This window comes from Streptomyces sp. NPDC101118 (genome assembly GCF_044759445.1).
Lineage (GTDB): Bacteria > Actinomycetota > Actinomycetes > Streptomycetales > Streptomycetaceae > Streptomyces.
Window position 1 is genome coordinate 1 of the sequence record NZ_JBIVZG010000010.1, and the last position, 12,747, is coordinate 12,747.

General features: G+C 74.8%; 11 protein-coding genes, 1 rRNA gene and 1 pseudogene. 11 read left to right on the forward strand and 2 right to left on the reverse strand.

Going from position 1 to position 12,747, the window contains the following annotated elements; translation table 11 throughout:
• The 3 genes and pseudogenes from rrf to ACIQUQ_RS17780 form a co-directional block, all read left to right on the forward strand.
• Positions 1 to 91: ribosomal RNA gene (rrf, locus tag ACIQUQ_RS17770) — 5S ribosomal RNA — on the forward strand; the annotation flags it as partial.
• A 138-nt stretch (positions 92 to 229) separates the two neighbouring features.
• A pseudogene (locus ACIQUQ_RS17775) lies at positions 230 to 1,249 on the forward strand (hypothetical protein); the annotation flags it as partial.
• Positions 1,250 to 1,606: 357 nt separating this feature from the next.
• Positions 1,607 to 2,524, forward strand: a complete 918-nt coding sequence (locus tag ACIQUQ_RS17780) for a hypothetical protein (RefSeq protein WP_403977016.1) — start codon at positions 1,607 to 1,609, stop codon at positions 2,522 to 2,524.
• A 73-nt stretch (positions 2,525 to 2,597) separates the two neighbouring features.
• Here the strand turns inward: ACIQUQ_RS17780 and ACIQUQ_RS17785 are convergent, their stop codons facing one another.
• On the reverse strand, positions 2,598 to 3,869 hold the full coding sequence (locus ACIQUQ_RS17785; protein WP_403976660.1) for a DUF1015 domain-containing protein: 1,272 nt from the start codon (positions 3,867 to 3,869) through the stop codon (positions 2,598 to 2,600).
• Between the two features lie 85 nt (positions 3,870 to 3,954).
• Here ACIQUQ_RS17785 and ACIQUQ_RS17790 point away from each other — a divergent pair, with 85 nt between their 5' ends.
• The 4 genes from ACIQUQ_RS17790 to ACIQUQ_RS17805 all read left to right on the forward strand — a co-directional run bounded on the left by ACIQUQ_RS17790 (position 3,955) and on the right by ACIQUQ_RS17805 (position 8,065).
• Positions 3,955 to 4,998 carry an HAD-IIA family hydrolase gene (locus tag ACIQUQ_RS17790; protein ID WP_403976662.1) on the forward strand — a complete coding sequence of 348 codons (1,044 nt, stop codon included), beginning with the start codon at positions 3,955 to 3,957 and terminating at the stop codon, positions 4,996 to 4,998.
• A gap of 132 nt (positions 4,999 to 5,130) precedes the next feature.
• Positions 5,131 to 6,180: a FecCD family ABC transporter permease gene (locus tag ACIQUQ_RS17795; protein WP_403976664.1), complete on the forward strand. Its 1,050-nt coding sequence runs from the start codon at positions 5,131 to 5,133 to the stop codon at positions 6,178 to 6,180.
• Complete coding sequence (locus tag ACIQUQ_RS17800; protein ID WP_403976666.1) at positions 6,177 to 7,238, forward strand: FecCD family ABC transporter permease; 1,062 nt, start codon at positions 6,177 to 6,179, stop codon at positions 7,236 to 7,238. Before ACIQUQ_RS17795 ends, ACIQUQ_RS17800 begins: the two co-directional genes overlap by 4 nt.
• Positions 7,239 to 7,243: 5 nt before the next feature.
• Positions 7,244 to 8,065, forward strand: coding sequence for an ABC transporter ATP-binding protein (locus ACIQUQ_RS17805; RefSeq protein ID WP_403976667.1), 822 nt, complete (start codon positions 7,244 to 7,246; stop codon positions 8,063 to 8,065).
• A gap of 57 nt (positions 8,066 to 8,122) precedes the next feature.
• Here the strand turns inward: ACIQUQ_RS17805 and ACIQUQ_RS17810 are convergent, their stop codons facing one another.
• Positions 8,123 to 8,470, reverse strand: a complete 348-nt coding sequence (locus ACIQUQ_RS17810; RefSeq protein WP_403976669.1) for an SCP2 sterol-binding domain-containing protein — start codon at positions 8,468 to 8,470, stop codon at positions 8,123 to 8,125.
• Between the two features lie 190 nt (positions 8,471 to 8,660).
• On the opposite strand from ACIQUQ_RS17810, the gene ACIQUQ_RS17815 reads away from it, so the two are divergent.
• From ACIQUQ_RS17815 to recN, 4 genes are all read left to right on the forward strand, one after another.
• Positions 8,661 to 9,017, forward strand: coding sequence for a hypothetical protein (locus tag ACIQUQ_RS17815; RefSeq protein WP_403976671.1), 357 nt, complete (start codon positions 8,661 to 8,663; stop codon positions 9,015 to 9,017).
• A 7-nt stretch (positions 9,018 to 9,024) separates the two neighbouring features.
• The gene (locus ACIQUQ_RS17820; protein WP_403976673.1) at positions 9,025 to 9,840 is read left to right on the forward strand and encodes a TlyA family RNA methyltransferase; all 816 of its coding nucleotides are present in this window, start codon (positions 9,025 to 9,027) and stop codon (positions 9,838 to 9,840) included.
• Entirely contained in the window at positions 9,837 to 10,742 is a 906-nt protein-coding gene (locus ACIQUQ_RS17825) for an NAD kinase (RefSeq protein WP_403976675.1), read from the forward strand. Before ACIQUQ_RS17820 ends, ACIQUQ_RS17825 begins: the two co-directional genes overlap by 4 nt.
• Positions 10,743 to 10,861: 119 nt before the next feature.
• Positions 10,862 to 12,619 carry a DNA repair protein RecN gene (gene recN / locus ACIQUQ_RS17830; protein ID WP_403976677.1) on the forward strand — a complete coding sequence of 586 codons (1,758 nt, stop codon included), beginning with the start codon at positions 10,862 to 10,864 and terminating at the stop codon, positions 12,617 to 12,619.
• The last annotated feature ends 128 nt before the right edge of the window (positions 12,620 to 12,747 follow it).

The following is a 12,747-nucleotide window of genomic DNA, read 5'->3' on the forward strand; positions in this document are numbered from 1 at the left end:
GCCCGGTTACATTTCGAACCCGGAAGCTAAGCCTTTCAGCGCCGATGGTACTGCAGGGGGGACCCTGTGGGAGAGTAGGACGCCGCCGAACAATCTTTCAAAGGACCCTTGGTCCCAGCGTTCACGCTGGGACCAAGGGTCCTTTTTGTTTTATGCCTTTTGCCGAAGCGCGACCGCGGGCTGGTTGCGCGAGAATGATTGCGGCACCCCGAAGACAGGAGTCTCACCCATGTCCACCAACTCTCCCGACGATCGTCCGGAGCGCGAGCCTCGGCGTCGCGACGGCGACAGGGGCGGCTACCGCGGGGGCCGCGACGACCGCTCCGGTGGCGGCCAGCGTCGCGACGACGACCGCGGCGGTTACCGCGGCCGCGACGACCGTGGAGGCGACCGCGGTGGCTACGGCCGGCGCGACGACCGCCCCCAGGGTGGCGGTTTCCGCCGCGACGATCGCCCGCAGGGTGGCGGCTTCCGCCGTGACGACCGTCCGCAGGGTGGCGGCTTCCGTCGTGACGACCGTGCCCCGCGCCGGGACGATGAGCGCGGTGGCTTCCGCCGCGACGACCGTCGGGACGACCGTGGTGGCGACCGCCGTGACGACCGGGGCGGCTACGGCCGTCGGGACGACCGCCCGCAGGGTGGCGGCTTCCGTCGCGACGACCGTGCCCCGCGCCGGGACGACGAGCGCGGCGGTTTCCGCCGCGACGACCGCCCGCAGGGTGGCGGTTTCCGTCGGGACGACCGCCCGCAGGGCGGTGGCTTCCGCCGCGACGACCGTCCGTCGGGTGGTTTCCGTCGGGACGACCGGCCGTCCGGCGGGTTCCGCCGTGACGACGAGCGTGGTGGCGACCGCGGTGGCTACGGCCGCCGCGACGACCGCCCGCAGGGTGGCGGCTTCCGCCGCGACGACCGTGCCCCGCGCCGGGATGACGAGCGCGGCGGTTTCCGCCGTGACGACCGTCCCCAGGGTGGCGGTTTCCGTCGGGACGACCGTCCGCAGGGCGGTGGCTTCCGCCGCGACGACCGTCCGTCGGGTGGTTTCCGTCGGGACGACCGTGCCCCGCGTCGGGATGACGAGCGCGGCGGTTTCCGCCGCGACGACCGTCCCCAGGGTGGCGGCTTCCGCCGCGACGACCGGCCGCAGGGTGGCGGTTTCCGTCGGGACGACCGGCCGTCCGGCGGGTTCCGCCGTGACGACGAGCGTGGTGGCGACCGCGGTGGCTACGGCCGCCGCGACGACCGCCCGCAGGGTGGCGGCTTCCGCCGCGACGACCGCGCGCCGCGCCGGGACGACGAGCGCGGCGGCTTCCGCCGCGACGACCGTCGGGACGACCGCGGTGGCGACCGCCGTGACGACCGGGGCGGCTACGGCCGTCGGGACGACCGTCCGCAGGGTGGCTACCGCCGCGACGACCGTGCCCCGCGCCGCGACGACGAGCGCGGCGGTTTCCGCCGCGACGACCGCGGTGGCGACCGCCGTGACGACCGCGGCCGTGGCGGGGACCGCGGTGGTTACCGTGGCCGCGACGACCGGGGCGGCGACCGTGGCGGCTACGGCCGTCGCGACGACGAGCGCGGTGGCTTCCGCGACCGTGACCGCGAGCCCGTGAAGCGCCTCCCCATCGACGAGGACGTCACCGGCAACGAGATCGACGACGACGTCCACCAGGAGCTGCTCAGCCTGCCCAAGACCCTGGCCGAGGACGTGGCCCGGAACCTGGTCATGGTCGCGCGCCTGATCGACGAGGACCCCGAGCAGGCGTACGCGTACTCCCGCATCGCCCTGCGCCTGGCCTCCCGCGTCGCCGCCGTCCGTGAGGCCGCAGGCTTCGCCGCGTACGCCACGCAGAAGTACAGCGAGGCCCTCGCCGAGTTCCGCGCCGCCCGCCGGATGACCGGCTCCGTCGAGCTGTGGCCCGTCATGGCCGACTGCGAGCGCGGCCTCGGCCGACCCGAGCGCGCCCTCGCGATGGCCGGCGAGCCCGAGGTGCAGAAGCTCGACAAGGCCGGCCAGGTCGAGATGCGCCTGGTCGCCGCCGGGGCCCGGCGCGACATGGGGCAGCTCGACGCCGCCATCGTCACCCTGCAGAGCCCGGAGCTGGCCTCCAACTCCGTGCAGCCCTGGACCGCCCGCCTGCGCTACGCCTACGCCGACGCGCTGCTGGCCGCCGAGCGCGAGGACGAGGCGCGCGACTGGTTCGCCAAGGCCGCCGAGGCCGACAAGGACGGCACCACCGACGCCTCCGACCGGCTCGCCGAGCTCGACGGCATCGAGTTCACCGACGCCATGGCCGACGAGTCCGAGGACGAGGACGAGGCGCCCCACGCCTCGGACGAGGCCTTCGACGAGGACGGGGACGACGAGGACGACGTCGACGACGAGGCCGACGACCAGGACCCCGAGGAGGTCCGGCGCGCCGAGGCCGCGGGCGACGTGACCGAGTACTACGACGAGGACGACGAGGAGTACGAGTCCTTCGACGAGGACCCGGCCTCCGACGCCGACGCCGGCGACAAGGCCTGACGGCCGCCGCGCAGCAACTGACGGAGGGCGGCACCCCCACCGGGGGTGCCGCCCTTCGGCGTTCCCGGGCCGCTCAGTCCAGGGCGCGCAGCACCAGGCCGGTGGCCGGCTTCGGGCCGAACGACGTGGACTTGCGGGGCATCGTCACGCCCTGCCGCGCCAGGTCCCGTACGACCTCCTCGCGGACCGGGTGCATCAGGACCGCGGTGCCGCCGTTGCGCTCGGCCATCTCCACCGTCGCCGCCGTGTCGTGGATGTAGGCGATGTGCTCCGGCTCGTCCGGCACGTGCCACAGGTGGTCCAGCAGCGTCGCGTGCAGGACCGTCGCGTCCAGGCGCCGCCACGCCTCGGGGCGGTCGGTGCGCACCGTGCGCTCGATCAGCTCCGGGTCCGGGTCGGTGACCAGGTGGAAGGTGCCGTCGCCGGTGACCAGGAAGGCGTTGCCGCCGGCCGCGGCCCCGGCGAGGGCGGTCATCGCCGTCTCGAGCGGCCCCTCGACCTGCTGGACCCGGAACGAGCCGGCCAGTGCGGCCAGCGCGTCCGCCACCGGCAGCCGGCGCAGCATCCGGTGGATCGCGCGGACCTGCAGCGGGTACTGCGTCGTGTCCACCAGCAGGACCAGGCCGTAGTCCCAGGGGCTGGGGCCGGTCTGCTCGGACTGCAGGCGCAGGTACGTCGCCCAGCGGTGGTGCCCGTCCGCGATCAGGGCCTGGCGGTGGGCCAGGTCCCCGGTGACGGCCGCCAGCTCGGCCGGGTCCGTCAGGGCCCACAGGCGGTGGTGGAAGCCGTCCTCGGTGGTCGTCGAGAGCAGCGGCTCCCGGTCCGCGACCGCCTCGATGACCGCGGCCGCGCCCGTGTGTGCGCCCTCACCCGGGTAGGTCAGCAGCAGCGGCTCCAGGTTCGCCGACGTGGCGCGCATCAGCCCCGCCCGGTCCGTGACCACGTGCGGCATCACGTCCTCGTGCGGCAGGACGATGCCCGCCTCGGCGGGGGAGAGGGCCAGAGCGCCGATCACACCGCGCTGCACCATGCCGTCCCGGCGCTGCTCGTACACGTACAGGGCCGGCTCGGGGTCGGCGTGCAGGACGCCCTCCGCCAGCCAGTCGGCCAGGGTGCGGGCGGCCTGCTCGTTGCGGGCGTCGGGCGTGGCGGCCTGCGGGAGGATCAGCCGCACGATGTTGTGCGGGTCGGCCGACTCCAGGTGGTTCAGGCCGTCCGGGCGCACCACCACGTCGTACGGGGGAGAGGTGACGGCCGCGAGGCTGCCGACCCGCTCGGGGACGTAACGCAGTCCGTGGAAGGGGATCAGGCGCAGTCCCTGCCCGGCGGGCCCAGATGTGGTCATTGATGCATGGTAAGTGCGCCGCCACGATGCGGGATGATCGGGGGAGAGCTACCGGAACAGCCGAATCGTACGAGGAGCGGACAGGATGACTCGGGTGACCAGGACCAGGCCCGCGGGCAGCGCGCGGAGCCTGCACCGGGCGTACGACACCGCCCTGCTGGACCTCGACGGGGTGGTGTACGCGGGCGGTGAGGCGATCGCGCACGCCGTGGACGCGCTGGGCACCGCCCGGGCCGACGGGATGCACCTCGCGTACGTCACCAACAACGCGCTGCGGACCCCGGACGCCGTCGCCGCGCACCTCACCGAGCTGGGCGTACCGGCCGCCGCGGGCGACGTGATCACCTCGGCGCAGGCGGTGGCCCGGCTGATCGCGGAGCAGGTGCCCGCCGGGTCGCGGGTGCTCGTGATCGGCGGGGAGGGGCTGCGCGTCGCGCTGCGCGAGCGGGGGCTCGTACCCGTGGAGTCCGCCGAGGACGACCCGGCGGCTGTGGTGCAGGGGTACGGGGGCCCGGACCTGGCGTGGGGGCGCTTCGCGGAGGCCTCGTACGCGATCGCGCGGGGCGTGCCCTGGTTCGCGTCCAACACCGACCTGACCATCCCGAGCGGCCGGGGCATCGCGCCGGGCAACGGGGCCGCCGTCGAGGTGGTGCGCATCGCGACGGGTGCGGAGCCGCAGGTGGCGGGCAAGCCCCTCACGCCGATGCACCGAGAGACGATCCTGCGGACCGGGGCCGAGCGGCCGCTGGTCGTCGGGGACCGGCTCGACACCGACATCGAGGGCGCCCACAACGGCGGCGTCGACTCGCTGCTGGTGCTGACCGGTGTCACGGACGCGGCCGGGCTGCTGGCCGCGGAGCCGCGGTACCGGCCGACGTACGTGGCGGCCGACCTGCGGGGGCTGCTCACCGGGCAGCCGGAGGTCGCGCCGGCCGGCGACGGCTTCGTCTGCGGGGGCTGGACGGCGGCCGCGCGGGACGGCGTACTCGCGCTGGAGGCGGACGGCGGAGCCGGGGAGGGCGACCCGCTGGACGGGCTGCGGGCGCTGTGCGCGGCGGCCTGGACGCACGCCGGGGAGGGCGCGTGCGCGCTGGACTCGGGGAAGGCGCTGTCGCGGCTGGGGCTGTGACGACCGGGTACGGGCACCGGGGCTCGGTTCCGGGCCGGGACCGTGCGGCCGGCGCCGGTTCGGGGCAGGCGGCGGAAGTGATCTTCAACCGGGAATCCTGGGATGATCGCAGGGTAGGCTAACCTAACTCGCGTGTTGGTTGAGAGTCCTCCCGAACAGAGCGCGCCGCCCGGCGCGCCCGCGCCGCGCTCGCGGCAGGCCGTGCGCGTCACGGGCCTGGCCGCCGCGTCGGTCGTGCTCGTGCTCGTCCTGACGGCGAGCATCGCCGTCGGGTCCAAGCCGATCCCGCTGGACCAGGTCTGGCACGGCCTCTTCCACTACTCCGGCACCGTGTCGGACGTGGTGGTGCGCGACACCCGCGTGCCGCGCACCGTGCTCGGGCTGCTCGTGGGGCTCGCACTCGGACTCGCCGGCGCGGTGATGCAGGCGCTCACCCGCAACCCGCTCGCCGAGCCGGGCATCCTCGGCGTCAACGCGGGCGCGGCGGCCGCCGTGGTCTCCGCGGTCAGCTTCCTCGGCGCGTCCACGCTCTCGGAGTTCGTCTGGTACGCGTTCGCCGGCGCCGCCTTCGTGTCGGTGCTGGTGTACGCACTCGGCGGCAGCCGCAGCGCCACGCCCGTACGGCTCGCGCTGGCGGGCACCGCGGCCAGCGCCGCCCTCGTCGGTTACATCAACGCCGTCGTCCTCATGGACAGCAAGGCGCTGGACCGGCTGCGGTTCTGGACGGTCGGCTCCCTGACCTCCGCCAACATGGACACCGTGTGGCAGGTGCTGCCGTTCATCGCGGTCGGTGCACTGCTGGCGCTCACCCTGGGCCGCCCGCTCAACGCCATGGCCATGGGCGACGACACCGCGAAGGCGCTGGGCGCACACCTCACCCGCACCCGTGTCATCGCCATGGCGGCCATCACCCTGCTCTGCGGCGCGGCCACCGCCGCCTGCGGGCCGATCGTCTTCGTCGGGCTGATGATCCCGCACCTGGCCCGGGTGATCACCGGGCCCGACATGCGGTGGATCCTCGCGTACTCCGCCGTCCTGTCGCCCGTGCTGCTGCTCGGCGCCGACGTGGTCGGCCGGATCATCACCCGCCCGGCGGAACTCCAGGTCGGCATCGTCACCGCGCTGATCGGCGGCCCCGTCTTCATCTTTCTCGTGCGACGCCGGAGGATGGCGCAGCTGTGAGCGTGACCCGGCGGGGCAAGAACCCCGCGACCCGTGTGCTGCGCGCCCCCGGCGGGATCTCCCTGCGGGTCGAGCCGCGCGCCCTGGCCGCCGGCACCGTCCTCGCCCTCGTGGCGCTGGCCGCGGCCGTCGTGCTGATCGGCACGGGCGACTACCCCATCGCCCCGCTGGACGTCGTACGCACCCTGCTCGGCGACGGCGTGCCCGCCGACGAGTTCATCGTGAACGACCTGCGGCTGCCGCGAGTGCTGGTCGCGCTGCTGGTCGGCGCCTCGCTCGGGATGGCCGGCGCGATCTTCCAGTCCGTCACGCGGAACCCGCTCGGCTCGCCCGACGTGCTCGGCTTCGGCTTCGGCTCGGCCGTCGGCGCCCTCGTGGTCATCGTCCTCTTCCACGGCGCCGCCACCGCCGTCGCCGGAGGTGCCCTGGTGGGCGGCGTGCTCACCGGCGCGGCCGTCTACCTGCTGGCGTGGAAGCGCGGGATCCACGGGTACCGGCTGGTGCTGGTCGGCATCGGCGTGGACGCGATGCTGGTGGCCGCCGTCAACTACCTGCTGACCAAGGCCCAGATGGTCGACGCCACGCGGGCCATGGTCTGGCTGACCGGATCGCTCGCCGGCCGGGACTGGGCCCAGGTGTGGCCGCTGCTGGCGGTCTGCGCGGTGCTGTTCCCGCTGGTCCTCGGCCAGAGCCGGGCGGTGCGGGTGATGGAGATGGGCGACGACGCCGCGTACGCGCTCGGCGTACGGGTCGAGCGCACCCGGATGCTGCTGATGCTGGCCGCCGTGCTGCTGACCACCGCCGCCAGCGCCGCCGCCGGGCCCATCGCCTTCGTCGCCCTGGCCGCCCCGCAGCTGGCCCGGCGGCTGACCCGCTCGCCGGGGGCCAACCTGCTGTCCGCCGCGTGGATGGGCGCGGTGCTGCTGATCGTCTCGGACTGGGCCTCGCAGCGGGCCTTCGGGACGGACCAGCTGCCGGTGGGCGTCGTCACCGGCCTGGTCGGCGGCGTGTACCTGCTGTGGCTGCTGGTCGGCGAGCGCAAGGCCGGGCGGATCTGATCGAGATGAGGAGCACCCAAGTGCAGCGGCTGACCGCCGAGAACGTCACCCTCGGCTACGACCAGCGGGTCATCGCCGAGAACCTGTCGGTCGAGATCCCCGACAACTCCTTCACCGTCATCGTCGGCCCCAACGCCTGCGGCAAGTCCACGCTCCTGCGCGCCCTGTCGCGGATGCTGAAGCCCAGCGCCGGCCGGGTGCTGCTGGACGGGCAGGCCATCGCGTCGATGCCCGCCAAGAAGGTGGCCAGGACCCTGGGACTGCTCCCGCAGTCGTCCATCGCCCCGGACGGCATCCGCGTCGCCGACCTGGTGGCCCGCGGCCGCTACCCGCACCAGGGGCTGCTGCGGCAGTGGTCGTCCGAGGACGAGCGGATCGTCCAGGAGTCGATGGCCTCGACCGGGGTGGCCGAGCTGGCCGACCGCGGTGTGGACGAACTCTCCGGCGGCCAGCGGCAGCGCGTGTGGATCGCGATGGCCCTGGCGCAGGAGACCCCGCTGCTGCTGCTCGACGAGCCGACCACGTACCTCGACATCCAGCACCAGATCGACGTGCTCGACCTGTGCGCGGAGCTGCACGAGACGCGGGGCCGGACGCTGGTCGCGGTGCTGCACGACCTGAACCACGCGGCCCGGTACGCCACCCACCTGATCGCCATGCGGGACGGCCGGGTCGTCGCGGAGGGCGCGCCGGCGGACATCGTCACGGCGGAACTGGTGGAGGAGGTCTTCGGGCTGCGCTGCCAGATCATCGACGACCCGGAGACGGGCACCCCGCTGGTGATCCCGGCCGCGCGCTCCCCCCGGACGAAGCCGGCGGCGGTCTAGCGGCGCTCGGGAGTGGGCGGTGCGGCGCGTCTCGGTGGCGCGGCGGTGCGGCGCGCCTCAGAGGAGGGAGCGCAGGCGCAGCAGGTCGCGGAAGCCCGCCTCCAGCCGGACCCGGCCGGAGGCCCAGGCGGCCGCGAAGTTCAGCCGGCCGTCGACCATGGCGACGAGGTCGTCGCCGGTCATCGCCAGCCGGATCTCCGCCCGCTCGTGCGGCGGGCCGGGCTCGGTGCCGACCACCCGGATCCGGCCGTTCTCGAGCCGCCCGGTGAAGGTGGTGTCCAGGTCGGTGATGTGGCAGCTGAGCGACCGGTCCAGCGCGGCCGCGCCGCGCACGTCCTTGTCGGCCCGCGCCAGGTTGCCGGAGAGCTGGTCCAGTGCCGTGCGGCACTCCTCGATCGTCGCCATCGTGCTGACGACCGTACCGCAGGGCGGTACCGCGTGACCGGTGACCGTGCACGGTGACGTGTCACGGTGCAATGGCATGGGGGTGCGCTCCGGTGCGTGCGCCGGTGGGCCCGGTGCGGCCGGTGAGCGGTGTGGCCGGTGTGACGCAGCGGTGCACCGGGGAGGCGCCGCTTCGGGGTAGCGTCGGGGTATGACCGAGTACCGTCCGGAGCCGGAGGCGCCGTCCGCCGCGCCCGGCACCGCCGAGCCCCTGGCCGGGACCGCCGTGCCCGTGCCCGCCGGGGCCGGGGCCGAGCTCGCCGCGGCCGTTGCGGCCGGGGCCGAGGACACCGTTCCGGACCCCGCCGGCCCCGGGCCGCTCGGGGTGGAGCGCACCCCCACGGGCCGTCCCGAGGTGGACGCCGCCCTGGACCGGCTGGCCGATGCCGACCACCTCCCGGCGGAGGGCCACGTCGCGGTGTACGAGGATGTGCACAGGGAGCTGCGCGACGCGCTGACCGCGCTCGACGCGCACCCCGCCCCAGGACCGTACGAACACAGGAGCTGAACCGAACGTGGCAGGAGTGGCACGCCGCCGCCTGGACGCCGAACTGGTACGCCGCAAGCTGGCCCGCTCGCGCGAGCACGCCGCCCAGCTGATCGCCGCCGGCCGCGTCACCGTCGGCGGCACCACCGCGACCAAGGCCGCCACCCAGGTGGAGACGGCCGCGGCGCTGGTCGTCCTCAAGGACGACAGCGACCCCGACTACGTCTCCCGCGGCGGCCACAAGCTCGCCGGGGCCTTCGCCGCCTTCGTCCCCCGGGGGCTGAAGGTCGAGGGCCGCCGGGCCCTGGACGCGGGCGCCTCCACCGGCGGCTTCACCGACGTCCTGCTCCGCGCGGGCGCCGCGCACGTCGTCGCCGTGGACGTCGGCTACGGCCAGCTCGCCTGGTCCCTCCAGAGCGACGACCGGGTCACCGTGAAGGACCGCACGAACGTCCGCGAGATGACCCTCGAACAGATCGACGGCATCCCCGCCGACCTCGTCGTCGGCGACCTGTCCTTCATCTCCATCGGCCTGGTCCTGCCCGCCCTCGTGCGCTGCACCGCGCCCGACGCCGACCTGGTGCTGATGGTCAAGCCCCAGTTCGAGGTCGGCAAGGAGCGCCTGGGCAGCGGCGGCGTGGTCCGCAGCCCCGAGCTGCGCGCCGAGGCCGTCCGCGAGGTCGCCCGGCAGGCCGGCGAACTCGGCCTGGGCGTCCTGGGGGTGACGGCGAGTCCGCTGCCCGGGCCGTCGGGTAACGTCGAGTACTTCTTGTGGCTGCGGGCGGGGGCACCGGCACTCGACCCGGCGGATGTTGACCGTGCAGTGGCGGAGGGGCCGCGGTGACGACTTCTGTGGGACGGACCGTCTTTCTGATCGCGCACACCGGCCGTCCGGCCGCCGTACGCAGCGCCTCCCTGGTGGTCCAGGGACTGCTGCGGTGCGGTATCGGCGTGCGGGTGTTCGAGCACGAGGCCGTGGACCTCCCGCTCCCGCCCGAGGTGGAACTCGTCACCGAGCGCAGCCCGGACGGGCTCGACGGCTGCGAGCTGCTCGTCGTCCTCGGCGGCGACGGCACCCTGCTGCGGGGCGCCGAGTTCGCCCGCGGCTCCGGTGTGCCGATGCTCGGGGTCAACCTGGGCCGCGTCGGCTTCCTCGCCGAGGCCGAGCGCGACGACCTGGACAAGGTCGTCGACCGGGTCGTCACCCGCGAGTACGAGGTCGAGGAGCGGATGACCCTCGACGTGACGGTCCGCACCAACGGAGACGTGGTCCACACCGACTGGGCGCTGAACGAAGCGGCGGTCCAGAAGGTGTCACCCGAACGGATACTGGAAGTCGTCATCGAGGTGGACGGCCGGCCCGTCTCGGGCTTCGGCTGCGACGGCGTGGTCTGCGCGACCCCGACCGGCTCCACGGCGTACGCGTTCTCCGCGGGCGGCCCGGTGGTCTGGCCGGAGGTCGAGGCCCTGCTGATGGTGCCCATCAGCGCCCACGCGCTGTTCGCGAAGCCGCTGGTCACCTCGCCGGACTCGGTGCTGGCCGTCGAGGTCCAGACCGGCACCCCGCACGGGGTGCTCTGGTGCGACGGCCGCCGGACGCTGGAGCTGCCCGCGGGCGCCCGCGTGGAGGTCCGGCGGGGCGCGGTGCCGGTCCGGCTGGCCCGGCTGCACCACGCCGTCTTCACGGACCGGCTGGTCGCGAAGTTCGCCCTGCCGGTGTCCGGCTGGCGGGGCGCCCCGCACTGACGTCCAGGCCGGCCCGTCTCCTGCCCGGATTCGGGTACGAACACGCGTACGGAAGCCGTTCGGGGAGGGAGACCGGCCCCGTGGACCGGGGTGTGGCATCGGGCGGCCGAAACCTCGGTATGGTCGGGTCCGTGCTGGAAGAGATGCGGATACGGGCCCTCGGGGTCATCGACGACGCGGTGGTCGAGCTCTCGCCCGGATTCACCGCGGTGACCGGCGAGACCGGCGCGGGCAAGACGATGGTCGTCACGAGCCTCGGGCTGCTGCTCGGCGGGCGGGCCGACCCGGCCCTCGTACGGATCGGCGCCAAGGCCGCCGTCGTCGAGGGCAGGATCACCCTGGCGCCGGACGCGGCGGCCGCCGTACGGGCCGAGGAGGCCGGGGCCGAGCTGGACGACGGGGCGCTGCTGATCAGCCGCACCGTCTCCGCCGAGGGGCGTTCGCGCGCCCACCTCGGCGGCCGTGCGGTGCCCGTGGGGCTGCTCGGCGAGCTGGCCGACGACCTGGTCGCCGTACACGGGCAGACGGACCAGCAGGGTCTGCTGCGGCCCGCCCGGCAGCGGCAGGCGCTGGACCGGTACGCCGGTGACGCGGTGGCCGTCCCCCTGGAGAAGTACACCGCGGCCTACCGCAGGCTGAGGGCGGTGGCGGCCGAGCTGGAGGAGCTGACCACCCGGGCCCGGGAGCGGGCCCAGGAGGCGGACCTGCTGCGCTTCGGGCTGGACGAGGTCGCGGCCGTCGAGCCGGCGGCCGGCGAGGACGTGGAGCTCGCCGCGGAGGCGGAGCGGCTCGGTCACGCCGAGTCCCTGGCCTCGGCCGCCGCGCTGGCCCACGCGGCCCTCGCGGGCAACCCCGAGGACCCCGAGGGGGTCGACGCGAACACGCTGGTCGCGGGCGCGCACCGGGCGGTGGAGGCCGTACGGTCCCACGACCCGGCGCTCGCCGGGCTGGCCGAGCGCATCGGGGAGATCGGCATCCTCATGGCGGACGTCGCGGGGGAACTCGCGGGGTACGCAGACGACCTCGACGCCGATCCGCTGCGGCTGGCCGCGGTGGAGGAGCGGCGGGCGGCCCTCACCCAGCTCACCCGGAAGTACGGGGGGTCCGAGGGCAGCGTGGCCGAGGTCCTGGCCTGGGCCGAGCGGGGTGCCGCACGGCTGACGGAGCTGGACGGCGACGACGAGCGGATCGGCGAGCTGACCGCGGAGCGGGACGGGCTGCGGTCCGAACTGTCCGGCCTTGCGCAGGCGTTGACCGACGCCCGGGCGGAGGCGGCGGAGCGGTTCGCCGCGGCCGTGACCGAGGAGCTGGCCTCCCTGGCGATGCCGCACGCGCGGGTGACCATCGACATCCGGCAGACCGAGGACCCGTCGGGCGACGGGGTCGAGGTCGGCGGGCGCGCGGTGCTGTACGGCCCCGCGGGCGCGGACGAGGTGGAGCTGCTGCTGGCCCCGCACCCCGGCGCGCAGCCGCGGCCGATCGCCAAGGGCGCGTCGGGCGGTGAGCTTTCGCGCGTGATGCTGGCCGTGGAGGTGGTCTTCGCCGGGTCGGACCCGGTGCCGACGTACCTCTTCGACGAGGTCGACGCGGGCGTCGGCGGCAAGGCGGCCGTCGAGGTCGGCCGGCGGCTGGCGAAGCTGGCCAAGTCGGCCCAGGTGGTCGTGGTCACGCACCTGCCGCAGGTGGCGGCCTTCGCCGACCGGCAGCTGCTGGTCGAGAAGACCAACGACGGCTCCGTGACGCGGTCCGGCGTGACCGTCCTGGAGGGCGAGGACCGGGTGCGGGAGCTGTCCCGGATGCTGGCCGGCCAGGAGGACTCGGAGACGGCCCGGGCACACGCGGAGGAACTCCTGGCGGCGGCACGGGCGGACGGCTGACGGGTTCCCGTTTGGCTGACGGGTTTCCGTACGGCCGACGGGCTTCCGTACGGCCGGCGGGTTCACGGGAGGCCGGGCCGCGGGCGGTCCGGCCTCCCGCCGTCCGGCGGTCCGCTTCCGCTTCCGGT

Bases quoted from the DNA above. Each gene is read 5' to 3' on its own strand.
- ACIQUQ_RS17785 (WP_403976660.1), bottom strand. From the start codon at position 3,869: ATGACCACATCTGGGCCCGCCGGGCAGGGACTGCGCCTGATCCCCTTC.
- ACIQUQ_RS17790 (WP_403976662.1), top strand. From the start codon at position 3,955: ATGACTCGGGTGACCAGGACCAGGCCCGCGGGCAGCGCGCGGAGCCTG.
- ACIQUQ_RS17805 (WP_403976667.1), top strand. From the start codon at position 7,244: ATGAGGAGCACCCAAGTGCAGCGGCTGACCGCCGAGAACGTCACCCTC.
- ACIQUQ_RS17810 (WP_403976669.1), bottom strand. From the start codon at position 8,470: ATGGCGACGATCGAGGAGTGCCGCACGGCACTGGACCAGCTCTCCGGC.
- ACIQUQ_RS17815 (WP_403976671.1), top strand. From the start codon at position 8,661: ATGACCGAGTACCGTCCGGAGCCGGAGGCGCCGTCCGCCGCGCCCGGC.
- recN (WP_403976677.1), top strand. From the start codon at position 10,862: ATGGTCGGGTCCGTGCTGGAAGAGATGCGGATACGGGCCCTCGGGGTC.